At 59.1% G+C, this 25132-nt stretch carries 17 protein-coding genes and 2 pseudogenes; 9 read left to right on the top strand and 10 right to left on the bottom strand.

From position 1 onward, the window contains the following. Nucleotides 1-501: 501 nt before the first annotated feature. From P0D84_RS37760 to P0D84_RS37750, 3 genes and pseudogenes are all read right to left on the bottom strand, one after another. Nucleotides 502-1095: a transposase gene (locus tag P0D84_RS37760; RefSeq protein WP_408346503.1), complete on the bottom strand. Its 594-nt coding sequence runs from the start codon at nt 1093-1095 to the stop codon at nt 502-504. Further along, nucleotides 1096-1245, bottom strand: coding sequence for a hypothetical protein (locus P0D84_RS37755; RefSeq protein WP_408346500.1), 150 nt, complete (start codon nt 1243-1245; stop codon nt 1096-1098). It abuts the gene before it with no gap. Nucleotides 1246-1678: 433 nt separating this feature from the next. Beyond that, nucleotides 1679-2715 (bottom strand): annotated as a pseudogene (locus P0D84_RS37750) (IS110 family RNA-guided transposase). A gap of 434 nt (nt 2716-3149) precedes the next feature. Here P0D84_RS37750 and P0D84_RS37745 point away from each other — a divergent pair. Continuing rightward, a complete protein-coding gene (locus tag P0D84_RS37745; RefSeq protein WP_408346498.1) occupies nt 3150-6518 on the top strand; it encodes a diguanylate cyclase domain-containing protein in 3369 nt (1122 codons plus the stop codon). 329 nt (nt 6519-6847) lie between these two features. Further along, nucleotides 6848-7366 carry an ABC transporter permease gene (locus P0D84_RS37740; protein WP_408346495.1) on the top strand — a complete coding sequence of 173 codons (519 nt, stop codon included), beginning with the start codon at nt 6848-6850 and terminating at the stop codon, nt 7364-7366. A 68-nt stretch (nt 7367-7434) separates the two neighbouring features. Here the strand turns inward: P0D84_RS37740 and P0D84_RS37735 are convergent. After that, nucleotides 7435-7598 (bottom strand): annotated as a pseudogene (locus tag P0D84_RS37735) (FmdB family zinc ribbon protein). A gap of 555 nt (nt 7599-8153) precedes the next feature. Here P0D84_RS37735 and P0D84_RS37730 point away from each other — a divergent pair. From P0D84_RS37730 to P0D84_RS37720, 3 genes are all read left to right on the top strand, one after another. Continuing rightward, a complete protein-coding gene (locus tag P0D84_RS37730; protein WP_408346492.1) occupies nt 8154-10583 on the top strand; it encodes a glycoside hydrolase family 95 protein in 2430 nt (809 codons plus the stop codon). 88 nt (nt 10584-10671) lie between these two features. Further along, nucleotides 10672-12801 (top strand): alpha-galactosidase D, encoded by a 2130-nt coding sequence (locus P0D84_RS37725; RefSeq protein WP_408346489.1) that lies wholly within the window; start codon nt 10672-10674, stop codon nt 12799-12801. 23 nt (nt 12802-12824) lie between these two features. After that, on the top strand, nt 12825-14030 hold the full coding sequence (locus P0D84_RS37720) for a hypothetical protein (RefSeq protein ID WP_408346486.1): 1206 nt from the start codon (nt 12825-12827) through the stop codon (nt 14028-14030). A 754-nt stretch (nt 14031-14784) separates the two neighbouring features. Here P0D84_RS37720 and P0D84_RS37715 read toward each other — a convergent pair. Then, nucleotides 14785-15759 (bottom strand): LacI family DNA-binding transcriptional regulator, encoded by a 975-nt coding sequence (locus P0D84_RS37715; protein ID WP_408346484.1) that lies wholly within the window; start codon nt 15757-15759, stop codon nt 14785-14787. Between the two features lie 264 nt (nt 15760-16023). On the opposite strand from P0D84_RS37715, the gene P0D84_RS37710 reads away from it, so the two are divergent. From P0D84_RS37710 to P0D84_RS37695, 4 genes are all read left to right on the top strand, one after another. Next, a complete protein-coding gene (locus tag P0D84_RS37710; protein ID WP_408346482.1) occupies nt 16024-16911 on the top strand; it encodes a phytanoyl-CoA dioxygenase family protein in 888 nt (295 codons plus the stop codon). 60 nt (nt 16912-16971) lie between these two features. Further along, the gene (locus P0D84_RS37705; RefSeq protein WP_408346477.1) at nt 16972-17850 is read left to right on the top strand and encodes a sugar phosphate isomerase/epimerase family protein; all 879 of its coding nucleotides are present in this window, start codon (nt 16972-16974) and stop codon (nt 17848-17850) included. A 75-nt stretch (nt 17851-17925) separates the two neighbouring features. Further along, nucleotides 17926-19251 carry an MFS transporter gene (locus P0D84_RS37700; RefSeq protein WP_408346474.1) on the top strand — a complete coding sequence of 442 codons (1326 nt, stop codon included), beginning with the start codon at nt 17926-17928 and terminating at the stop codon, nt 19249-19251. 652 nt (nt 19252-19903) lie between these two features. Beyond that, nucleotides 19904-20164 (top strand): hypothetical protein, encoded by a 261-nt coding sequence (locus tag P0D84_RS37695; RefSeq protein ID WP_408346471.1) that lies wholly within the window; start codon nt 19904-19906, stop codon nt 20162-20164. Nucleotides 20165-20562: 398 nt separating this feature from the next. Here P0D84_RS37695 and P0D84_RS37690 read toward each other — a convergent pair whose 3' ends face one another. The 5 genes from P0D84_RS37690 to P0D84_RS37670 form a co-directional block, all read right to left on the bottom strand. Further along, the gene (locus P0D84_RS37690; RefSeq protein WP_408346468.1) at nt 20563-21147 is read right to left on the bottom strand and encodes a hypothetical protein; all 585 of its coding nucleotides are present in this window, start codon (nt 21145-21147) and stop codon (nt 20563-20565) included. Between the two features lie 679 nt (nt 21148-21826). Then, entirely contained in the window at nt 21827-22123 is a 297-nt protein-coding gene (locus P0D84_RS37685) for an MAPEG family protein (protein ID WP_408346465.1), read from the bottom strand. Beyond that, on the bottom strand, nt 22120-22359 hold the full coding sequence (locus P0D84_RS37680) for a hypothetical protein (RefSeq protein ID WP_408346463.1): 240 nt from the start codon (nt 22357-22359) through the stop codon (nt 22120-22122). The genes P0D84_RS37685 and P0D84_RS37680 overlap by 4 nt, the downstream gene beginning before the upstream one ends. Before the next feature lie 511 nt (nt 22360-22870). Further along, complete coding sequence (locus tag P0D84_RS37675; RefSeq protein ID WP_408346461.1) at nt 22871-24766, bottom strand: hybrid sensor histidine kinase/response regulator; 1896 nt, start codon at nt 24764-24766, stop codon at nt 22871-22873. Next, a partial coding sequence (locus P0D84_RS37670; RefSeq protein WP_408346458.1) for a response regulator occupies nt 24766-25132 on the bottom strand: 367 nt, incomplete at its 5' end. The genes P0D84_RS37670 and P0D84_RS37675, both read right to left, overlap by 1 nt.

The following is a 25132-nucleotide window of genomic DNA, read 5'->3' as shown; positions in this document are numbered from 1 at the left end:
GCGAACTCATGAGATCGATTGTTTTTGGGGAGGCGTTCGCGACAGAGTCCGCCGCAAAAGATGCGGGCGACGCGCGCGTGAAGGCGACCTCCGGAGAAAAGTTGGTCCACCATTGATTTGCCCGTCTTGCGGCGGTGCGGGAACCTGAGGTCTTCATGCGGCGAATGGTCGAATATCGCGGATTCGAAATTCACGTTGTTTTGCTGTCCACATCGAAGGACATCTGAACAGATCACCCTGTGCGTATGCGGTTTCTGGCTTTCCCGGATGAAGCGTCGGCATGAGACGAGAAAGTCATTCAACTGGTTGCTAGTTTCGCTGCTGTGGGGCTCGCGGGATGCCAGCGACATTCGCGAACCTGCGAAGCAGGATGGATCGTTGCGAAAAATGGCGGCTATCGCGTTGTCGAAGAGGATAATATAGTCAGTAATGCAAATTGACGTGGCGCGACAGTTCATGGCGCGATGCGCCATCCATGAGCTGCGTGCCCTGCGATGACGCTCAGTAGTAGTGGCGCAGGTTGATCATCGTATAGGCTAGCGTCTTGAACGCGTAGTGCACGTCACTGATGCGTTCGAAGCGCAGCAACAGACGGCGAAACTTGTCCTCCCAGGCAAAGACGCGTTCAATGGTCCTGAAGCGCTCCTCGAAGATAACCGGATCAAAGCGCTGCTTGCGGCCCCGCTTCGGGGTTTTACGCCCGCGCGGATTTTCCGGAATGTTGGGCACCATGCCCCGGTTGAAAATGGCCTTCCGGTTGGCCCGGCAGTCGTAGACGCCGTCCAGACTGACGGTCGAGCGCTGCAGGTTCATGCCGATGGCGTAGGCCATCCGGGTGAGTCCGGGCAAGGCGTCGCGCAACAGCGGCGATTCGTTGCGATTGCCCGGCGCGCATATGAATGGCGCGATGATGTTGCAGTTCCGGTCGCAGAAGGCCACGACCTTGTCACCCTTGAGATGTTTGTGACCGCTGTAGCCGAGATTGTCGCCGCCTTTTTTCGCCGCCGTCGTGGTGCCGTCCCCATGAATGACCGTCAGATCGAGCAGCTGGTCATCATGAAGCCTGCTCACCGAGCCGGCAAAGATGGCATCCATTCAACCGTCGGCCTGCCAGCGCCGCATCAGCCGGTAGATACGCGTGTAGTGGATTTCGAGGCGGCCTTTGGCATTCCTTTCGATCGGCAGCATCTTCCATTGACAGCCCATGTACAGCACTCGCAGGATGTAGTTGAAGATCTTGTGCAAGGGCAGCGTGGACTTGCCAGCATGGGTTTTCGGTCATTCGCTGCGTCCAGAAATCCGGACTCTAACCGATCTGGCTTCACCGATCAGAAATCCCGTCCTGGCGCGCCTCGCAGACGAATTCGACGGCCTCGAAAAACTGGCAACCATGCATGGACGCCCCCGGTTTGCCAAGCTCTCATTGGTGATGGTTTGAAGGCATCGATTGCAGCCATGCATCCGGACTTCAATGTCAGGCGCATGCCTGGCTGTCCCTGATGGAATCCGCTGGTCGAGTCCCAATCAGTTGGGCGCACTGCAATCGTGCGTTGGTTGCGTCGGGTTTGATCGACCACGGTCTGACCTGTCTTGCCATCACTGCTTGATCGCCTGAGCAATCGGTGGTTTGATTCTCCTTTGCTTGATTGCCGTTTTCAGATTTGGGCGGCCGCCCCGGCTACGCGCTCGCCGGGGCGCTCGTGTAGCCGGGCCGGAACTCACGGTCGTGAGCCAGCAGTGCCCACACGATGCGCGCATTCTTGTTGGCCAGCGCAACGGCAGCCACATTGGGATTTCTCCGCGCCAGGAGTGCTCCCAGCCAGCCGTCGACCTTGTCCTTCTTGCGCTGGAAGGCGCAAATCACTGAGCGCGCACCGTGGATCAACAGTGTTCGAAGATAGGTATCCCCGCATTTGCTGATGCCGAGCAGCACGTTCTTGCCGCCGCTGGAGTTCTGCCGCGGTACAAGGCCTATCCACGCTGCCAATTGACGTGCATTGTCGAAGTTCTTCGCATCGCTCACCGTCGCCACCAGAGCGCTGGCGGTGATCGGTCCAATGCCCGGAACCTCCGCCAGCTTGCGGCTGAGTTCGTTGTCCCGATGCCACGTGACGATCTGAGCCTCGATTTCACCGGCCTGGCGGTCCAACTCCTTCAAGTGCTCCATCAATCGCTGTACGAGCAGGCGAAACGAGCCCGGTAGCTCATTGGTGGCGTCCTCGAGCAGCTCCCGTACTCGCCTGGCGATGTTCGCAATGCCTTGCGGAATGATGAGCCCGAACTCGGCGAGCAACCCCCGGATCTGATTGGCTTGCGCGGTGCGCGCCTTGATGAATCCCTGGCGCACCCGGTGCTGTGCCAGCACGGCTTGCTGCTCTACGTTCTTGACCGGCACGAACCTCATGTTGGGCCGCGCCACCGCCTCGCAGATCGCCTCTGCATCAGCCGCGTCGTTCTTGTTGGTCTTCCGTAGGGCTTGACGAACTGCGGCGCAATCAGGCGCACGTCGTGTCCAAAGCCCCTCAGCTTGCGCGCCCAATGATGAGCGCTCCCACAGGCCTCCATTCCGATCAGACAGGGCTGCAGATTGGCGAAGAACATCGCAACCTGATCGCGTTTCAACACTTTCTTCAGGACCGCTCGGCCATGCTCATTTACGCCGTGCACGGCAAAAACGCTTTTCGCCAGATCGATGCCAATTGTCGTAATCTTCATGGTGGACGCTTCCCTCGTTCAGGTGGTTGCTTTGACACTTCCACTTTGGCACATCGATGCCGTTTCGGGTGGGGGCGTCCATTCCATTAGTTGGGTTTGACAGCGGTCGTTCGCCGGCCGGAGCCGCCGGATGATTGGGGGTGATTCACGCGGCGCCACTGCGGACGCCTTATCGCGTTGCCTCGTCTGAAGCGCATACATCGCCGTGGAATCCAACGGCCGCGAGTTTGCTCGGCGTAGCATTCGCCACCACCCTGCATCTAGCCAGCAAACTCCGCTGGGCCGAGCAAATCACGTTTTTCAGGTCTGATACGCTCCGGCGCGTACTTGAAGATTGATCTCACTTTATTCCTACCACGTGTATCCTTGATTCATATCATATGAATAAAATGAAAAATCGACAAACGTAAGGAGTCCATGGCGGCCATGAGAACATGGCAAGGAAATATAAAGTGCAAAAAATATCCTTTATCTCCTGTTATATGGGTGTATTCCGTGAATTTAGTCGCACCTCTGAAAATGTATGTATGTTGTTACCGTCCCTGATGATTGTGGCGGCAGTTGGAACGTGGTTCGAGATTCGGATTGCGGTATATGGTATTGCTGCTGCGGTAATTTCTGCCATTTTTGTGGCGTTAACGTATGTTGTGGCACGCGTGTTTGAGGGCCACACAAAGCGAGCGCGATTCGCGCCGCTCCAACAATTGGCCGAGGCGTTGCTCTCCACGAGCGAAGACATGCTGGTACTGCTTGACCTGGACGGCCGCCTGATCATGGAATCAGCGGGTAGCATTGGATTGATCCGTCAGCGAGAGTTTACGAGCCAATCTACCGGATCTGATTGGCTTGAAGTGTGGACCGGCGACGATGCGATTGTTTCCAGAAATGCCTTTGGTGGCGCACTGGCGGGACGGCAAGTATGTTTCGCGGGGTATCGGCCGTCTGCCGATGGCATTCCAAAGTGGTGGGCCTCGGCGTTTTACCCACTGAGAGATAAGGACAACAAGGTAAAAGCCGTCTTTTGCCGCTCGCGGGATGTCACAAATAAAACACTTGCGCTGGGCCAGGCGGACGAGGCTGCAATCTTGCTCTCTGACATCGACATTTACATGCCACTGGTGTTCTGGTCCACGAGCACTGATTTTTCGAAGATATTTCATGTCAGTTCGGGTTTCGAGCGAATGTGGCAGATACCAGTTGCGACCCTTTACAGCGACGTAACGGTTTGGCAGTCCCGGGTATCTTCCGAAGGTCTGAACGAACTCAAATGTGCCATGCGCAAAATGGCACGTGACAACATTCCTACGGAGACGGAATTTCCCCTTCTACTGGATGGCGGCGTTGTCCGCTGGGTGAGGGTGAATTCATCGCCCGTCGGTATGCCTGGCTCGAGCAAGCGAGTTATTAGTGTATGCGCTGACATCACTGAAGAGCGGACCAGAATGGCTGAGCTGCATCGACTCGCCAATGTCGACGTCCTGACAGGGATGTCGAATCGGCACGCTCTTACAGAGTACCTGGCTTCTCGTTGCGAGGAGACGCTACCGTTTTCGCTGCCGGTGGCAGATGTTGACCGTTTCAAGGTTCTGAACGATACAGCCGGCACCGTGCTGGCAGACCGCCTTCTTCGAGGTATTGCCGCCGCAATGGCCGATGTGCTCTGGCCTGGTACGTTTATGGCGCGGCAAGGCGGAGATGAATTTTCCATCGTCATACCCGGTGATCATTCACAGATAGACTGCGCCGAAATCTTTGAAAAACTTCGCGGGTCTGTCGCGCATTCCCAGCTCCTTGGAGACGCCCCGATGGAAATCACGCTATCGGCCGGGATAGCAAGATTCCCGGAGCACGGTCGTACACCTGAAGCGTTGATGAGCAGCGCAGACATTGCGATGTACGCGGCAAAAAAGAGTGGTCGAGACACCTTTCGGCTATTCGGCATCAACGAGAGCGCCTTGTTAACCGGCTTCGAAATGGAGCGGGATTTGCGCCATGCGATGACGAGAGGGGAATTTGAGCTGTATTATCAACCGCTCTTCCGAACTGCGACAGAAGAGATGGTCAGTGTCGAGGCGCTAATTCGCTGGAATCGACCGGGTCGTGCGATGGTACCGCCCTCGATATTTATTCCGATGCTCGAAGACACGGGACTGATTCGAGAAGTTGGGCAGTGGGTCTTTGATAAGGGCGTGAGCCAGATAGAAAAATGGCGCGAAAGTTGCGGGCGGCTCGTCCCAATATCGGTCAATGTCTCGGCGAAACAGTTGCACGACCCAACCTTACCCGCTCGATTTGCCGAGGTCGCTGCGTTATACGGGGTGTTGAGCAGTGAAATAACGCTGGAAATAACAGAATCGGTTCTCGTCGAACCCGCAGACTCCTGCAGAGCTGTACTGGATGAGCTAAAGCGGCTCGGCTTCCGCATCGCTCTTGACGATTTTGGTACGGGTTTCTCGAGCTTGAGTTGCCTCACCGATTTGCAGCCGGACACGCTAAAGCTGGATAAGTCGCTCGTTGATCGAATCGACGAGAATGCAAGTGCGAAGACGCTGGTGGTGGGAGTCATAGCACTCGCCAGGACATTACATATGGCAGTCGTCGCTGAGGGTGTCGAGCGGCGAACGCAACTCGCTGTACTCGCGACGGCGGGCTGTGAAGTGGTCCAGGGATACCTGCTGGGGCGACCCGAAAAAGCCAGTGATTTCTTCAGGAACTTTCTTTTGGCGCCGCCATTTTCCTTCCCGGAAATTGATACCGTTGTACCGTTGAATTTTCAGGAGACCAATGCGGTCGACATTCGAATTTCTCCCGTCGTGAATCTACGGTCGGGCACAGCCCTGAAAATTGCTGACCGAGATGCTGATATGAATCTGGAGATATTGAAACAGGCCGTTCTCGACTCGCGCGATGGCATAACGATCTCGGACAATAGCAACGCCGATCAGCCGTTGATTTTCGTCAACCCTGCATTTGAGCGTTTGACCGGATACACGTCGGAGGAGATCATCCACCGTAATTGTCGTTTTTTGCAAAATGGTGATCGAGACCAGACGGAGTTGCAGTCTGTTCAACAGGCAATACACGATGGCGAGTACTGTCTGGCGACGTTGCGTAACTATCGCAAGGACGGCTCGATGTTCTGGAACGAGCTGAGTATCTCGCCCATCTACGATGTGCAAGGTTCCGTCACACACTTTATCGGTATTCAGAAGGACGTGACGGCGCGGGTGCTCATACAGCAACAATTGCGGGACAAGAACCAGTCGCTTGAGGAAATGAGAAGCCATCTTGAGCGGCTCTCCGTGACAGATAGCCTGACCGGTATTTACAACAGACGCTTTTTTGACTCGCAACTCGACGTCCAGTCGAGGATTTCTCGCCGCAGTCGGCAAGCACTGACGCTGATGATGGTCGATGTCGATCATTTCAAGTTGTTCAATGACATTTACGGGCATCCTGCCGGAGACGTCGCTTTACAGCGTATTGCTACCAGCCTTGACCAATCTTTTCTTCGCGCATCAGACTTTATCGCCCGCTACGGCGGGGAGGAGTTTGTCTTACTTTCAACTGGCATGACACACGAGCAGGCAACGTATTGGGCCGGTATGCTCTGTGAGAGGGTAGAGAGCCTGCAGATACCGCACGCCGCGTCGAGTAGCGGATATTTGACGATTAGCATCGGCTTTGCAGTTCAGGTCATTGCTGCCGATGAGGATGCGGGTGCGTTGGTGAGCGCCGCCGATCAGGCGCTGTATACCGCGAAGCAGAATGGGAGGAATCGGTCATGTTCCTTCGTGACATGATGTTTTGCCGCCGCGAACACATTACCAGTCCGCTTCATCGTAAATGTACGATTCAGTTGCGCGTGGCATGATCACGTGATCGCGTCGGCTGAAGGTCTGTTTGTAGCTCCACAACGGACGTAGATCGATTCAGTCCGAATGGCTCCGATGGGTCGGGTATCGCCCCCTGTCGTTAGCGCAGACTGAATCTCCCTTCCCTTGAAAGGAGATCGTCATGGAAGCGACTATTACGAATAGTGTTTCGCGCGTACCTTGGAACAAGGGCAAGTTGACCGGATCGCATACACGGGGGGATCGTCGCCACCGGATTCCGCGCCACACGTGATGCGATGGCTCGCTGCGGGCTGGAGGTACCGGGCGTGCCGAATGCCGTTGCGCTGTGGGTGCTGATCGGTGCCGCCACGATGTTCCTGCTATCGCGCACGACCTTCGGCCGCACGCTGTACGCGATCGGCAACACTGAACGCGTGGCGTATCTTTCCGGCATCAATACGCGGCTCGTGACAGTGGCCGCGTTCCGCGTGTGCAGCGCGTTCGCGGCGTTCGGCGGCGTGCTGCTCGCGGGTTATGCGTCGAAGGCGGCGCAGTCGATGGGCGATGCTCACCTGTTGCCGGCGATCGCGGCGGGTGGTGCTCGGCGGCACGTCGATTCTGGGCGGCCGGGGTTCGTACCTGGGTACCGTGGCTGGCGCGATCCTCATCACGCTGCTGCAGTCGATCCTCTCGGTCGCACAGATGCCGGAGGCGGGGCGCCAGATCATCTACGGCGTGGTGATCGCGGCGATGCTGCTGCTATATGGGCGCAGCAGGCGGGAGGTGTAGGTTTCGAGTTGAGCGGCCGATTGTGAACGATTGGAGCGACGGCGTTGGATGACCGCAACTGGCCGGATTTTGCTTTTGCTCGGTCAGGCAGATTTCAGCTCTTTCTGGACGTTTTCGCGACAAATGGCGTGGGTATGTGCTGAACCTTCTCGTTTTCGCACTTCGGACGATTCGGATGAGCGGTTTCGTGTTCAGCGAGATGTCGGCATGCTCGAACGTCTCACCGCACTTCTCGCAACGATACTGGTAAGTCGGCATGGCATTCCTCTAACGCGAATCCCGCACGTCGCGCTGGCCAGATACTGCCAGCGATGCCCGGCAGCGTACTTGCCCACTGCCCACTGCCCACTGCCCACTGCCCATTCTAGTGCAGGAAACGCCCGCGCATCAATGCGCGAGGTACGCCCGCGGCAACCGGTTGTACCGATAACTCAGTCCCATCTCTGACGGATTTGGGGGTTACCGGCTGTCAAAACGTAGGTCGGCGGAGCAGCAGTTCATTCGATTAAGAGAACCAGGGATGTGTGCTGGGAACTAGCAGAGAGTGGGTTGCGTAGGAACGTATCGTGACCTACTGAAATGACCGCTTTCTCCGCACGCGGTTTCGTATGCCATAAAAACTATGGTTTCTAAATTTCACAAAAATACCGATCCATATACACCCCACAGCAACATCAATTCACCACATCGTCATCCCACCATTTGCAACACGGTACTAGGGGAAAAGCCTAATGTCTGACGAATCCTTACGCGTGCATATTTGAACTAAATATTCATAGGTGGATTCAGCATAAATTCCTAGCAGGAGACACGATGAAAATTCCCACCAGTCAAAAGCGTCGCAAGCTGCTGAAGTTAGGCAGTGCTGCTGTCATCCTCCCGGTTGCAGCACGTGTTGGCGCTGCAACTCTTTCCTCGCCCGGCGCGACCGGCGATCCCGCTTCAGTTCCATCCAATACTCTCGATTCTTTCGATTCAGCCAACGCCTCGACGCAGGCGGATTCGGCGCGCGTGTCCGTCGATCAGGCACTGCTGTTCCAATACGACTCGCCTGCCGTCGAGTCCAACATCCAGTTTCAAGGCCTGCCGGTCGGGAACGGGCGACTCGGTGCGATGGCCGGCGGCGCGAGCGAACGTGAGGTGCTCTACCTGAACGAAATCACGTTGTGGTCGGGCAGCAAGAACGTTGTCGATCTGGCCTACACGACGACAGGGATGGGTACCTACCTGTCGCTCGGCAAGCTCTATATTGATCTGCCCGGTCACGCCGGCGCCACGAACTACCAGCGTTCGCTCGACATCGGCAATTCGATCGTACGCACGCAATATCGTGCCGGCGGCAAAACCTATCGGCGCGAGATCTTCAGCAGCTTCCCCGACAACGTGATCGTCGTGCGGCTCACGTCCGACGGCGGCACCTATAACGGCGCGGTGTCGCTGGTCGACGGCCAGGGGACGCAAACCATCGGTGAATCGAATCAAGCGCTGTCGTTCTCGGGCGCGGTCAGCGGCAGCGGCGAGCTGTATGCGACCTACATGCTGGTCGTTCCAGATGCAGGCGTCGCTTCGCTCGACTCGGCCAATGCGCAGATCACTCTCCAGGGCTGTCCGGCGCTCACGATCATCATCGCGGCGCGCACCGACTACAACGGGCGCTACGTCGAAAACTATCTGACGGGCATCAATCCGCGCGGTGCAGTGATCGCTGACGTGAAGGGTGCCTCGTCCCAGCGTTACCGCGACCTGCTCCAGCGTCACGTGCGCGACTATCGTTCGCTCTTCGGGCGCATGGACATCAATCTCGGCAGGTCGAGCGATGCGCAACGGGCACTGACGATCCCGGAGCGGTTGCTGGCGCGTCAGGTGAATCCCAACGCGGCCGACCCGGAGCTCGAAGCAATGTACGTGCAGTTTGGACGCTATCTCACGATAGCGTCGTCACGCGGTTCGATGCCGGCGAATCTGCAGGGTTTGTGGAGCACTACGAACAACCCGCCGTGGATGGCCGACTACCACACTGACATCAACATCCAGATGAACTACTGGCTCGCCGATCGAGCCGGTTTGCCGGAGTGCCAGCAACCGTTCGTCGATTACGTCACCGGGCAGTTGCCGTCGTGGGTTCAGTCGACGAAGAATCACTTCAACGACGCCGCCAACGTGAACTACAGCAATTCGAACGGCAACGTCGCGGGCTGGACGGTCGCCATTTCGACGGGCATCTACGGTTGCATCGGCTGGGATTGGAGTCCGCCCGCGAGCGCCTGGTATTGCCGCACGCTGTGGAATCACTACCAGTATACGCTGGACAAGGCGTATCTCGCCCGCATCTATCCGGTAATGAAGTCCGCATGCGAGTTCTGGCAGGCGCGTCTGATCAGAGACCCCGCTACGGGTCTGCTCATCGACGACAAGGACTGGTCGCCGGAGCAGGGACCGCATCAGCAGCTCGGGATCACCTTCGCGCAGGAACTCGTGTGGGATCTGTTCACGAACTACCTGACGGCGAGCCAGCTGCTCGGCAAGGACGCGGATTTTGCGCGCTCGATCGGGAGCATGAAGGCGCAGCTCTATCTGCCGAAGGTAAGTCCCACGACAGGGCAACTACAGGAATGGATGAACGACAGCATCGTTGGCGAGACGGGGCATCGGCATCTGTCGCCGCTGATCGGCTGGTTCGAAGGCGAGCGCATCACGCTCGACAGCGATCCCAAGCTCGTGGCCGGCGTGAAGGCACTGCTGCTTGCACGCGGCTTCGACTCGTTCGGGTGGGGGCTCGCGTGGCGCATCGCCTGCTGGGCGCATTTCCACGACGCCGCCAACTGCTATTCGATGATCCCGAAGCTGCTGCGCTATTCGGTGGGTAATGACGGCGTGAGCGGCACGTTCGCCAACATGTTCGACGCGTATGCGCTGTCGAGCAACTCGTCGGCATTCCAGATCGATGCGAACTTCGGCGGTCCGGCGGCAATACTGGAAATGCTGCTGCAAAGCAGGATGGATCGCATCACGCTGCTTCCCGCGTTGCCGTCGCAATGGAACACGGGGCATGTCACGGGTGTGCGGGCGAAGGGCGGGTTTGCGGTGGACGTCGAGTGGAACCGCGGCGCGTTGTCGTCCGTGAAGCTCACCAGCGTCGGCGGCACGCAAACGACACTGCAATACGGCAACGTGGCGCGAGCCGTGTCGGTAAGGGAAAACGGAACGGCACGATTCGACGGCAATCTGCAGCCGGTTTCCTGAACCCCCGAAAGGGCCGGGCAGCCCGAAACAGACGCCGCACAGCAGTTTACCCGGAAGTCCCAGTTTCATTTTTCAGCAAAGGAAAATCATGAAGATCCTGGGTCGTACACAGGTGTATCTGTTTTTCGCGAGCATCATGATGGTTTTCGGTTTGTCCGGCTGCGGAGGCGACCAGCAAGGTTCCTCCGACGCCGCGAGCGTCATGCAGGCCGCGGCCAACTCCGCAAACGTTTCCGCGCAAGGTGCGCCATCGCAAACCCCGGCCCAAGGGTCGATTGCACTACCGCCTATGGGTTGGGCCTCGTGGAATGCGTACGGCTGCAACATCACCGAGGATCTGGTGAAAACGGCCGCGGACGTTATCTCCGACGGCCTGAAGAAAGATGGTCCGCTGATGAAAGCGGGCTACAGCTATATCAACGTCGACGACTGCTGGTTCGCGCCATCCCGCGATGCGCAAGGCAACCTGGTCGCCGACCCCGTGAAGTTCCCCAGCGGCATCAAAGCGCTGGCCGACTACGTTCACGCCAGAGGTCTGAAGTTCGGCATATACGAAGTGCCCGCAGCCGAAACCTGTGCTCAGCGTAACAATCTGTACCCTGGACACACCAATCCGATGGGCAGTCTTGGGCACGAAGTTCAGGATGCCAATACATTCGCGGCATGGGACGTCGACTACGTTAAGTACGACTGGTGCTCGCCGGATGGCACAGTCGACGATCAGGTGGCCGGTTTCCAGAAGATGCGCGATGCGCTGAACAGTGCGGGTGCTGCCGTGAATCGGCAGATCGTCTACAGCATCAACCCGAACAGTTTTCACGCCGACAAGACGGGCAGATCGTATGACTGGGGGCAAGTCGCGGATCTGTGGAGAACGACCGAGGACATCACTTACGACACCGGCACGCCGGGTCATCAAAGCACGCCTGATTTTTCCAGAATCGTGAACCAGAATTTCTACGGCAATCTGTTTCCGGAAGCCCAACATACGGGGGTCTATAACGATGCGGACATGATGCTCGCCGGGTTTGGTTTGACCGCCGCGCAGGATCAGACGCACATGAGCCTGTGGGCCATTTCCGGTGCGCCGCTTATCCTGGGTCTCGATCTCACGGTGCCGGTCAGCCCGGCAACGATGGCGACGCTGACCAATCCGGAGGTGCTCGCCGTCGATCAGGACCCGCGTGGCCTTCAGGCGATCCGGGTGGCGGTGCCGCAAAACGGTCTGGGCGTGTGGGCCAAGCTGCTCGCCGGCCAAGGTCGCCGTGCGGTAGTTCTGCTCAACACGACTGGGTCGGCCGCTCCGATCACGGTGAACTGGAAGGATCTCGGGCTGGACCCCGCTGCATCGGCCAGCGTGCGGGATATCTGGGCGCAAAAGGATCTTGGTTCGCACACGTCCGGGTACACGGTGCCCGCTGTTCCGCCCGGCGGCTCCGTCATGCTGACCATCGCCGGTGCGGACGATGCATCGAAAATCCAGCCGGCTAAACCGGTCACGCATGAAGACGGCGTGGCGCGCTATACGGTGAATGCAACCTCGGGCGGGTACATCGACGTGACGTACCGGAACGAAGGAACGTCTTCGCTGAAGGTGCCGCTGATTCTCAACGACAGCGTACTCACCACGATCCAGCTTCCCGTTACCACCGGACAGGGCCAGGGCACCGTCACGCTGTACATGCCGTTCGTGCCGGGAAGCAACAAGCTGACTTTCGTTCTTCCGGACAAGGGCCACCGCGCTCCGTCGATCGGCAAGGTGACGCTGATCGCCGCTCCGCAACCCGCATTGCCGCCCATCGCCTATGAAGCTGAAAACTCTACCAACATCATTCAGGATGCGGCAGTCCAGGCATGCAACATATGCAGTGGCCACGAAAAGGTCGGCAATTTTGTGAACTCGGATTCGAGCGTCCAGTTCAACGGAATCGTGGCGCCTGCAGATGGCGAGTATGCGGTCCCCGTGGTGTATATCAGCGCGGACGACGGTGGCGGTTCGCCTCGTACCATGAGCGTGAGCGTCAACAATGGCCCACCGGTTCCCGTGCAGTTTCCCGGTGAAGGCACCTGGGACTTTCCGATCCTGTCGAGTGTGCAGGTCATGGTCCCGCTGAAAGCCGGTGCTGCCAACACCGTCAAACTCTCGGTGATTTCCGGCAACTACGGTCCCGATATCGACGGCCTGGGCCAGGCCGTCAGCCAGCCGGTCAAACAGTGAACCGGCGATCCATGGAGACAGGCATGAAGAACTTCTTGATGCGGATTGCGCTGCCGTTCGTATTGGCAGCGAGCGGGGTGCAAGTGTCCGTTGCCGCCGACGCGACGGCCCAACCGAATGCTGCCGCGGTGCAATCGTGGGAGAAAGGATCGCGATTCCGGCACGACGAAGTGGCGGTCCTGTTCGTGATGGGGCAGAGTAACAGTGCCGGTCTTAACGGCCTGCCCGCGGATCTGACGTTGACGGGAGCCTCGGGTGCAGGCGCGGGCACCGGCGGGATGCCGGCACCCAATGTATGGGGCATCCGCAACGACGGCTGGGAGAACATCACCGGCAACGCCGACGGGCCGGGTGCGCCATTTACCCAGCCGATCTCCACTATCGATCACGTGTCGTGGGTGAACTGGTCGGACAGCACGTCGTCCGACATGAATCTCGGCTACTACGGCGGCAGCGGAAATGCCGCCAATTTCGCCGCGTATGCGTGGCAGGCGGCGATTAATGCAGGCGAGCCGCTGCCCGATCTGTACATCATTCATATCGGCTGGGGCAGCCAGGGCGTGGACGTCGCAGACGATGCGTTCAGCGGCTGCTGCGGCTGGACGGTGCATGGCGTCAATCTCTGGCAACCGATGCTCGATGCGAGCAAGACGCCGACGTATGCACTTGCACCGTTCGCGCGCCGCATGATGTATCTGGGACTGAAGCAGATTCTGGCGACCGGCAAGAAGCCGCGTATTCTCGGCCTGGAGTGGAACCAGTGGGAGGCAGAAGCTGCACCGCTGAATTCGGCCGGCAACGCACCGACGATTCAACGTGCGCCGCAGAATTACGCTCACCTCTTCAGCAGTTTCTTTGCTGCGGTGGGTTCAACCTTCCCGGTGCTGATCGTGAAGCCGTTGTCGACCGCTTACGACAACGTCACCAACGCGGTCGCGCCTTATAATCCCGCCGCGCTTCTGTCGATGCAGAAAGTGTTCGGCGGCTTCGTCGACGCGAATCCGCGTATCTTCAGTTTCGTTGATGCGTCGCAGTCGCCGGACTGGAATGGACAGCCGCCCGGCTTCGGTATTTTCCAGGGCGGCACGTTAGGCGGTGGAGACGGCAGCGTGCACTACAACCTGGACACGCAGAAATGGTTCGGCGAGCAGGCGCTTGCATCGTGCCTCGGGCACTCCCGATTCTGTGGGCCGCGCATCACGGATCTTCCGAGGCGCCTGCCGAATTAACGAACGGATCACTCCGCACCACTCGACGCTGCGGTATGACGCCACGGCGCCGAGCCATAAGACGACAGGCTGATCAGCGTGCTGCTGGAAGAGCTGCCTCATAATCCTGATTTGAAGACTCTTGAGCGGATCATCAAAGACAGCGAATGAGTAAGGCTTGTGGGGCGGCAAACAGCGCGCCCTTCCGAACCTGGTCGAACAGCGGTTGGGGGTGGTAAGCGCGTTTCCGAATTCGACAAGGCTGGCCGCTGGCCACCGCCAAGTTTCGAATGTCCGGAAAGCGCAGTGTAGCCGCCGGACAAGGCCGATCTTCGAATGACGGCTAAGGCCGACAACTTGCCGACCAACTCGGCGGGCGAGCGTCCGTTGTACCCCGGAAGCTGTCATTGCCGCGCCAGGAGTCTGAACGGCAGTTGTGGGTCGCGTGCTGCCGATCGCGGCCTTGCGAGGTTCAGGCTGTGTAAGCCCATTGCATGAGGCGGCACCCGGCCGATGCTGTTGAGAGAAAAAGTCGCTGGCGTTCGCCAGCGGTTTGTAGGCCGATCTGAGAGGTCGATTTTCTCACCGGCGATTTGAAAAAGCAGAGCAGCGACTTTTCAACAGCATCGGCCATAAGCCGCCAGTGATGCGACCGCGTCAAATGAACTTTCGGTGGGCTGCCGTAGCCTGGAAGCGGTAACTGGCACGCCCTTGACCCGAGCGGTGCCCGCCGATGCACCGTAGTGGCGGGGCTGAGATCGGGCGGCTGCGCGCGCTACGCGCTGCCGCGTTCGACGATGGAGAAACCGAGATCGATGCGCGGATTGGCCGGCTGCTTGCCGTCGAGATATTCGAGCAGCATCGCGCCCGCCGTGCGTCCTATCTCGAGCGACGGCACTCGGATCGTCGTGATGCCGGGATGCGTGGCCGACGCGATCGGAAGATCCGCGAAGCCCATGATGGACACATCTTCCGGCACGCGTATGCCGCGCCGCTGAAAGTCGAACAGCGCGCCGGCCGCGAGCATGTCGCTGGAGCAGAACAGGCCGTCCAGATCGGGACGTGTTGCGAGCAGCGTGTCGAGCATGGCGGTGGCATCGGTGATGCCGGATGGCCGGTCGAGTATCACGGCTTCGGGTTTCGGCAGGCCCGCCTGTTTGGCAGCGGCGCGCAGTCCTTGCAGACGCGCGTTCGAGCGGGCTTCATCGCTGCCGAGATACCCCAGGCGACGCCGGCCCTTCGCGGCGAGATGGCGCGCCGCCGCCGCGCCTGCGTCACGATGCGAGAGACCGACGAGCATATCGATCTGCTGGTTCGACGTGTCCCACGCTTCGACGAAAGGAATGCCGCATCGCCTGATGCGGTTCTCCAGATCGGCCGGGCGTGAAGTGCGGATCAGCATGATGCCGTCCACTCTCCGGCCGACGAAAGCATCGATCAGCCGCATTTCCTCGGCGGCGTTGTAAAGGCATTGGCCGAGCAGCAGCTGATAGCCCTTCCCAGCCAGCGTCTGCGACAGGCCGCTGATGGTCTCGGAGAAGAACGCATTCTCGATGGTCGGTATGACCGCGCCGATGATCCGCGATCGGTTCGACGCGAGACTGCCCGCATTGAGGTTCTGCACATAGCCGAGCCTTTCGATGGCCGCGTGCACCGCCGCGAGCGATTCGGGCGATACGAGTTCAGGCTGGTTGAGCGCGCGCGATACAGTCATGCGCCCGACTCTGGCCTCGCGCGCGACGTCTTCCATCGTGGGCCGCGGGAGTATCTCCCGTGATACAACGTCCGTTCGTTCCGTGTTCTTCATGTGCGAGGCTGTAGTCAAAGAAGACCGCGAATGAGGGTTTCCCGTTTCTTGACACCCCCGATGAAGCACTATACCTTGAATGGGAGCGCGCACATACCGGACAGGTAGATCCGCCGATGAATGCTGATCCATGAGGTAGGTGCCGCGAAATGGGAGCGCTCTCATAAGCTTCCATCGGTATCGGTTCATTTCTGCGAGGAGACGAAAGTGCTGACGAAGGAGCAGGTGAAGCAATACGACACAGACGGCTACGTGGTCGTCACCGATGTATTCGGCGACGAACTGGTGCAGCGCATGCGCAAGGTCACCGACGACCTGGTCGAGCGGTCCCGTTCGCTCATGAAATCCGACGACGTGTTTGATATCGCGCCCTCGCACACCGCGGAACGTCCGCGCGTGCGGCGCATCAAGGATCCGATCAAGGTCGATCCGGTGTTCATGGAAGCGCTCCGACATCCGAAGCTGATCGCAGCGCTGACCAGTCTGCTCGGGCCGCATCTGCGCGTGCGCAACGCCAAGCTGAACCTGAAGGAAGCGCATGTCGGCGATCCGGTGGAATGGCATCAGGACTGGGCGTTCTATCCGCACACGAATCAGGACGTGCTGGCCGTCGGCGTGATGCTCGACGACTGCGAACTGGAAAACGGGCCGCTGCTGATCATTCCGGGTAGCCACAAGGGCGAGGTCTACAGCCATCATACCGACGGCTATTTCTGCGGCGCGATGGACCCGACCACTTGTGATGTGGACTTCGGCCGTGCCGTGCCCTGCACGGGTAAGGCGGGTTCGTTCTCGATCCATCATGCTCGCGCCATTCACGGCTCGGCGGAGAACACGTCGAATCGTCCACGCCGCCTGTTGCTGTATGAAGTTGCAGCCGTCGACGCGTGGCCGCTGCTGAACGGCCCCGGTCAGGAAAAGAGTCTCGACGAATTCAACGAGCGGATTATCGCCGGGGAGCCGACCATCGTGCCGCGCATGGAGCATGTGCCGGTGGTGATGCCCCTGCCGCCCGCGCCGAAGCAGGGCTCGATCTACGAGAACCAGACATCGCTCAAGAACCGCTTCTTCGCCACCACGGCTGTAGCGATGTAAGTCGAGTAAAAGACCCGCGCCCGCGTCGATGCGGGCGCGCGCCGTCGTCGAGGACACTCAATGCAGCAGTTCAAGGTGTATCAGTCGCTATGGGCCATGGAGCGCCGCCGTCCCGACGGACTGGAATGGCCGCTTGATGAACAGCTGCGCATGATCCGCGACGCGGGCTTCGACGGCGCGGGCGTGCGTTTCTTCGACTACGCCTTCGCGAGCCGCGTGACGCGCACGCTGAAGGATTACGGCCTGACGTGGCAGGCGCAGTGCTATCCGCAAACCGTCGACGACCTGAAGCCGATCATCGAGCACGTACAGGATCTCGGCGCGGACCACATCAATCTTCAGCCCGATGTGCGGCCCTATACGGTCGATGAATGCATTCCGTTGATCGAAGGATGGCGGCGCCTCGCACACGATGCAGGCGTGGCCGTTCATATTGAAACGCATCGCAACCGGATGACGACGGATCTGTTCTTCACGCTCCGGCTGCTCGACTGCTTTCCGGATCTGCGTCTGACCGGCGATCTCTCACATTACGTGGTCGGGCGCGAGTTCGCGTGGCCGGTCAGCGACGAGGATCACCGGCTCATACGCCGCATCATCGACAACAGCTGGGGCTTTCATGGGCGCGTGGCGAGCCGCGAGCAGATCCAGGTGCAGATCAGCTTCGCGCATCACCGTGAATGGCTCGAGCTGTTCCTCGGTTGGTGGGAATACGGCTTCCGTAGCTGGCGCAAGCGTGCGCCGCGCGATGGCGTGCTCACCTTCCTGTGCGAACTTGGCCCGAAGGAATATGCGATGACCGATCGCAACGGCTATGAACTCTCGGACCGATGGGAAGAAGCGCTGTTGATGAAGGACCTTGTCAGGGATATCTGGACACGGCTCGACAAGCAGGATCGCGACGCGAAGGAGCGCGCGCATCAGGAAACTTCCGTCTGAATCGAATAGCACGTCACGCATCAACAAAAGGAACGCCCGCAGCCGAACACAATCCCCCGACGAAGTCTCGATCAAATGAGACACAGGAGACAAGCAATGAACGATGCAGCCCTCGAAAGAGTCGAGTCGTCGGGTAAAGCCCGATGGTTCCGGATCACGCTCGTGATCTTTCTCATGTACACCATCTCGTACTTCGACCGGACCAACATCGGGCTGGCGCTGCCATCGATCCGGCGCGATCTGGGCATCGATGCGGCGCATGCGGGCCTCGTCGGCGGCATTTTTTTTTGGGGCTATGTCATCACGTTTCTCGCGGGCGGCTGGCTGGTGGCAAGATACGGCGCGCGGCGCGTGGTGCTCGTGTGCCTGATCTGCTGGGGTGGGGCCGCAATGGCGACCGGACTCGTGCGCAACTTCAACGAGCTGTTGGCGGTGCGGCTCGTGCTCGGCATCGCGGAAGGGCCAGTGTGGGCGTCCGCGTCGAGCCTCACGGCGTCATGGTTCATCCGGCGTGAGCGCGGCAAGGCGTTCGGCCTGTGGACCATCAGCGCGCCGCTGGGCGCGCTGATGGCAGGGCCGATCTCGGGCTATCTGCTCGCGCATCACGACTGGCGCGCGATGATGATCATCGAAGGACTGCCTGCGTGGATTTGGGCCGTGGTCTGGTGGGCCACCATTCCGAAGAACATCGCCGCCGCGCGCTGGCTCACGGAAGATCAGAGAGCCGGCCTCGTGCGCATGCTCGCGGATGAGCAAGCCGATTTCGTGGACCTCAAAGGACAATCGACGATTCGCCGCGTGCTTTCGCTCAAGGCTACGTGGTTCCTCGGCGCGGGTTTCTCAATGATTAACCTGCTGGTCTATGGCTTCATGCTGTGGCTGCCGACTTCAATTGCGGCGTCGTCGCAGAATCTTGGGCAGGTGGAAGTCGGGATTTTGTCGGCGTTTCCATGGGCCGCGTGCATCGTCGGGATGCTGGTCGCGACGCGCAGTTCCGACGCCCGGCAGGAGCGGAGGCTTCATGCGGGCGTGCCAATCATCATCGCCGCTGTGCTGCTTTTCGTGGCGGCCAATGTGCCATCCACATCGCTCATGCTGAAGATGTCGCTCTTCACCGCGATGGGCTTCTTCGTGGAGATGTTCCTGCCGATTATCTTCACCTACGTGACCGAGCTTCTTTCGGCGGCGGATGCGATCGTCGCGACTGCGTTGATCGGTGCGTTCGGCAATCTCGTCGGCGGTTTCGTCGGGCCGACGCTGGTCGGCATGCTCGCGGGCAAGGGAACGGACTTTCAGTTTCCGTTCTCGGTGCTGGCCTGTATCGGCGCGGTCGGCGGTGTGCTGATTCTCTGCGCGCGGCCGCATCGTGACGTGGCGACGGAGGCGCTCGCCGCGCAATGAAGCAGGCGAGGTGGCGGCATCGGATGCGAGGTGCTGCCGCCTCTCAGGCGCTTCGGCGATACGCCATCAGGCGGTCTGCGAGCAAATTGAACGCGCCCGCGAAGACGCGCGGTTCGCCAGGGGCGGCCGTGATAATGCAGGGCACGTGTCACGCCGGAGGGCCTGGCGCTGGACATAGGCGGTGAATAAGGTAGGACTGAGTGGCTGGTTTTGAGTCCGCAAGCCGTCGGATTAGCGTACGCCGGCGAGTGGCGCAAAGGGGGCGACAGAGCGGGTTCGAATCGCGGGGAGCGGTCCGTGCATGCGCTGCGCTTTGCTCTGGCCGGGAAGAGCCGGATGCCGGAAGGGTTTGTTGAGTTCATGGACCGCATCAGCGAAGCCGAGCCAGTTGCGACAGCGGCCTGACGTGAGATGGGCTCGTCAAATGCCGCGGCTGTTATTGGACGCCGACGCATAGGTCCATATCGACCTCGGAGTCGCAAGCAATCGAATGGCCACTTTGTTGCCCTTGGCGGCCAAAAATTGCAATGGAAGACGACGTCCCTAAAGGGTCGGACTGCGCCTCCTGTGTTCGGCAGAGTTCAGCTATGTACCGGGATGAATTCGTCATCGGTCTTATTGTCAAAGTAACGTTGCTGGAGTTCACGCCATCATGAAGCCCTTTTGCTTCGCAGCGGCCTTCGTCGTGCTCACCACCGGCTGCTCCTCGATACGGTCGCCCGCGAATAATCAGACCGCCTGGCCAAGTCCGGCCGACACGGATACCTACATTCTGCACGCTACTGATGGTGCGGCGCCCGGTGACTCCACGTCAATGCCACCGAGGCTCAGCGTCGGTGTCAGCTATCCCGATACGCAATTGATTCTGCCGTGGTTCCTCAATGACATCATCAACTTTATTAACTATCGCTAGTCTGACAGCGACTTGCTGCGGAGTGACTGGGAGCGGCTTCTGACGATCTTTTCTGGGGCGGGCAACGCGGATCGGAAAATGTGCCAGTGCGGCCAGACAGAGACGCTCAATCAGACCTTTACGCTGACGTTCGAACGTCCGCTCCGCCCCGAACAGCGGGATTACGCTCGCGATCATGTGGTCGACGCTCCGTCTCCTTGGGCAACCATGATCGTGTTCGTTGCGCCGGTTCGCCGGCATCACGAGCACCGGTGGCCTCGATACCGCGATGGATCGGAATGTGACAGGATCATCTCGAAAAGACGCAGGTATTAAAGGGCGAAAACCTGGGCACAAGGTCGGGCTCGGCGCCACTCATGGCGAGCGCCTTAGCAAGCGTGAGCCCATCTGGAGCCCGACTAACGGAAGCCGTAGACCAGGACCTTTTTCCCCTCAAAGCTTTCTTGCACACCTTGCTCGCAATGCGGTGGACACATTGTGTGGTCGAGGCTCTCGCCTGACACAGTGACCGCCCTGTAGACAACGGATTCGACGAGCGTCCCGTCGGCAGCGACGACGATGTTCAGATCCGTCTCGACGCCGGCCGGCACGGTCCCGCCCGGCAGATAGACGATTTTCATGGTGCCGGTGCAATCGGGGTTCACCGTGTAGGTGCCTTCCTGTGTCGGATTGAATGTCGTCTTCCCCCCTTTCGGCAACCCGCCGATCATGCCGAAGTCGGTGCGGTCAAATTTGCCCATACCGTTAAACGTCACTAGGGCGACGTCATCGAGGATCGACGGGGCAGCGTACGGATGCAACACACCATCGTCAGTTTTCAATCCAAGTATCTCTCCGTGACCGATAAAACTAAACGGTCCCTTTAGCGTTGCGTTCGAGCAAAGGCCGCCGTGGCCGTCGTGGTCACCGGCCTGTGCGACGCCACTGAGCGAGAGAAGTGCAATGGCTGTCGCTGACCAAATGCTTAAATACTTGATCTTCATGGTCCTCTCCTTGTCACCGAATCACGCAGGGCGTATTGCCGGAGTGGATCAGGCGCCCCGACTCAAATAGATGAAACAAAAGATGGCTGCAGTAATCCCTGCAGCCGCCGTTTGCGGAGCAAGCGATGAGAGAATGTGGGGCCGTCGGCACGGCCGCCTCTTGAGAAATGTTGCGTGGGCCAAAATGATGAATGGCGATGCCCTTCACCAAGCAGTCATTTTTCCGCTCGGTGTCGGCAGACACGTGCAGAAGCGGGTTGCACGAAAGTCTGCGCATTTGTGACTTTGCGAGTCAGCCGAGCTTGAAAGTCGCATCGCAAGAATACTGTAATCCACGATGTTCGCGGCTACCAAGTAAATTTCGGACAAAAAGCAGCCGTAGCCAGAATCGCACAGTGCGAATAATGCGCTCTCGCGATGTAGCGAATGCCCGAGCAGGCCTCAGAGGTCGGTCAGCATGCAGGCGCGGCCATTGCACCCCGGAAGCTGCCGTTGACGTGACCTTCCTATCATCGTCCGAAACGGGGTCGAGCCGAGACGATCGGGTCGACGGACCCTATTGAATCAACCCTCTTTCACCGGCCGCGTCCGCCAAAACAGCATCACTCGACCGCGAAAAATACAGCGAGCGACACAATCGCTCCCACCGTCCCTGCGATCTCACGCCCAAACCGGCTCGTCACATAGCAGCACGATCATACTGATCGCCATGTCCGGCGCCCCGAGCCCGCGCAGCGCAGCGCTGCGCTGCGCGGCGATGATAGCCGAGCCAGAACGCCACCCGCGCGGCGATCCAGGCCACGGTCGTCGCCACGATCGCGCGCATGGACGAGCCGTCGAGGCAATAGGCGGCCAGGCCGAACAGCGACGCCGCAAACACGATGATCTGCTCCACCGTGTTCTGTAGGTATCGTTGATTGACGCGCAACCGGTGTGTCTCGAAGGCCGCCAGCGGATCGAACGCCGGCGAGGTCAATCGTCGTGCGCCACGGCTTCGACGCCCGTCACCAGGCAGAACAGCACCGCAGCACAGCAGCATTTAAGTGTCAGCAGCATCCGCGCGCCGAGGCTGTCCATGCCAGGAAGGGGCGACATAAAAAGCTCGATGCCGAGCCAGAGCCCCGAAGCAAGCAGCGAGGCGACCGCGATACCCGCGACGCCGACGGTGCGCTGCCGGCGAAAGTCGGAGGCGTGACGGGCCGGGTCGGTCATGGATTTTTCCTTCGAGCATTTCGTTCGGCGGCATTGGCCGCGGTCTGCGCGGCCGCCTCGAGCGACGTAGTGTATTGCGTCGCTCTGGCACAGTACATTTTGCGAGCCGAGGGAGTTTAATCCGGCATTTGCGAGCACGCCGCCGTATTGCAGGATAGGCGGGACTTGCTGGGCCGCGATTGGACTCGTGGGAAACGAAGGTGTCACTGGCTCGCGCCGAGTGGACCTGCGCGACGCTGGGATGCACATTGCCGCGCGCTCGCAACCGGCACTACCCGGCCAGGAACGGCCCTTCACAATCCGTTCGCAAACGTCCGCTGACCAGGGGCGAGCCGCCCTTCGGCGTCCTGAGGTTGAGCGGCAGCTTGGCGAGCCTTTGACCTCGATCCAATTCAAAGGTGACTCAATCTCCTTAACGGCATGTGCGAGAAGGTCCAGCAGGTTGGCGTCGACCTCGCCCCCGCTTTGTCCGTCATCGGGATCGCGTGTTGGCCTTCTGCACTGGCTTGGGTTATAGCGGCACGACACGTTCTGGGCGCATCTCCTCGCCGGGCAGGGTGAACTGAAACGTCGCACCCCCTCCTGTTTTCGGACTGGCGCACAGCCGGCCGTCATGCGACTCGATGATCCGCCGACTGATGGACAGTCCCATGCCGGTGCCTTTCGGTTTCGTCGTGAAAAATGCCTCGAAAATGCGCTCGGGTTCATCGGTAGGAAGCCCGATGCCCGAATCGCTCACCGAGATCAACAACTGACGACGCTCGATCCTCTTCGATGAGACGATCAGTTCACCACCCGTGTGTTGCATCGCCTCGATGCCGTTGAGCATGAGGTTCATCAAGACCTGCTGGAGCTGTACACGGTGTGCTGTTGTCTTCGGAAGCCCCGTGTCGAGTTCCGTTCGGATCGAAATGGACTTCCGATCGGCGGTATCCCGCAGCAAAACCGCCATCTCCTGAACGATTTCGTTCAAGTCCACCAATTCCCGCTCTGGTGTGCTTCGCCTGTAGAGTGAGCCAATTCCGTCAATGATGCCAGCGGCGCGCATGACTTCCGCGCCCATTGCCGAGGCAGCGGCGCATGCTTCTTTGATATCGGGTGCATCCCGACAGAGCCAATTAATGCACGCGCCCGCGCCCGTGACCGCGGCAGCCATCGGCTGCTTGATGTCGTGAGCCAGCGCAGCGGCCAGTTCGCCCATCATACTGACGCGGTTAATGTGCGCGAGATCCGCCTCTAACTGGCTCAAACGCCCGCGCTCTACTTCGGCAAGTTTTCGAGGGGTGATATCGTTGCTCGACTCCAAAGCGGCAACCGGCATGCCCCTTACATTTCGTTGCAATGACCAACGGCTCGCCACTGTTACCTGTGTTCCGTCTTTCCTGGTACGCACAACCTCGCCTTCCGAGTGGTCGCTACTGCTCAGCTCCGCTGTGGTTCGCTCAACCGGTACTGGAAAGATCGTCTCCAGCAACTCGGGAACAAGCTTGCCTTTGGCCTCCTCTGCCGACCATCCGTACAACGCCTCCGCGCCACGATTCCAGTACGTGACAACTCCGTTCATGTCATAAACGAAAATAGCGTCATGCGTCAAATTAAGCAAATTAGCCTGCTCCCGTAGGGTTTCTTCAGTGCACTTGCGCTCCGTGATATCCGTTACCGCTCCTACGAAGAGGAAACTATCCGGATTTTCGCCGATGAAGCCATGAGACACAGCCCGAACGTATTTAACAGAACCATCGGTCAGCACCAGGCGATGCTCGGCCGTAAAGGCGCGCCTTTCGATCGAGGCGCGGTCGAGGATTTTCCGCAAACGCGTTCGGTCGTCCGGATGAGTTAGGTCGATCACCATCTGAAGGGTGGGCTTTATCGCAGGGTCGCAGGCGAATATTCGATAAGTCTCTTCGGACCAGTAGATTTCCCCGCTCGTAACGTTCCAGCCGAAACTTCCCGTGTTGCTGAGTCGCTGCGCCTCCGCCAGATACATTTCGCTTCGGCGTAGCGCCTCTTCCGCCTTCTTGCGTTCGGCTCGTTCCTGGGCTTCGCGCAATGCTCGTTCAACTGAAGGCACTAGCCTTGATAGTCGCGTTTTCAGAACATAATCCGTCGCCCCAATCTTAAGTGCTTCGATCGCCACTTCTTCGCCAAGCGTGCCGGAAACAAAGATAAACGGCAGTTCTGGACGGACAGTCAGCGCGAGTTTTAAAGCCGAGAGACCATCGAATGAAGGAAGTTTATAATCAGCGAGAATCAGTTCAATTTCAACCGTTTTTAGAGCCGTCAGAAATTCCGCACGAGACTGGACGCGGACTACCTGGCAGACGCGATGAGCTTCTTCGAGGAGCTCTTGAATGAGCTCCGCGTCATACGTATTATCCTCTAGCAACAGAATGCGGAGCGGAGACATTAGCGTACCTTTTTGACACTGCCCGGCGGCGGCTCATTGATGAGTGCCCAGAAGACGCCTAGTTCCTTGACGGCATTGATAAACTCGTGAAAATCGACCGGCTTTACTACATATGCGTTAACCCCGAGCTTGTAGCTTCTCACCATGTCTTTTTCCTCGTGGGACGATGTCAACACCACCACCGGTATTATCTTCAGGTGCTCGTCCGATTTAATTTTCTCCAGGACTTGCAAACCATCGACCCTGGGAAGTTTCAGGTCGAGCAGCAAGACCGCCGGATTTTCGCTCGAGCGCGCAGAAAACTGTCCCCTGCAATATAGGTAATCCAGAGCCTCTTTTCCGTCTCGGGTGACCACTACGTCGTTT

The organism is Paraburkholderia sp. RL17-337-BIB-A (genome assembly GCF_046025895.1).
GTDB classification, from domain to species: Bacteria; Pseudomonadota; Gammaproteobacteria; order Burkholderiales; family Burkholderiaceae; genus Paraburkholderia; species Paraburkholderia fungorum_C.
Note: the sequence above shows the minus strand (reverse complement) of the source record. Positions and strands in the feature narration are given on the sequence as shown.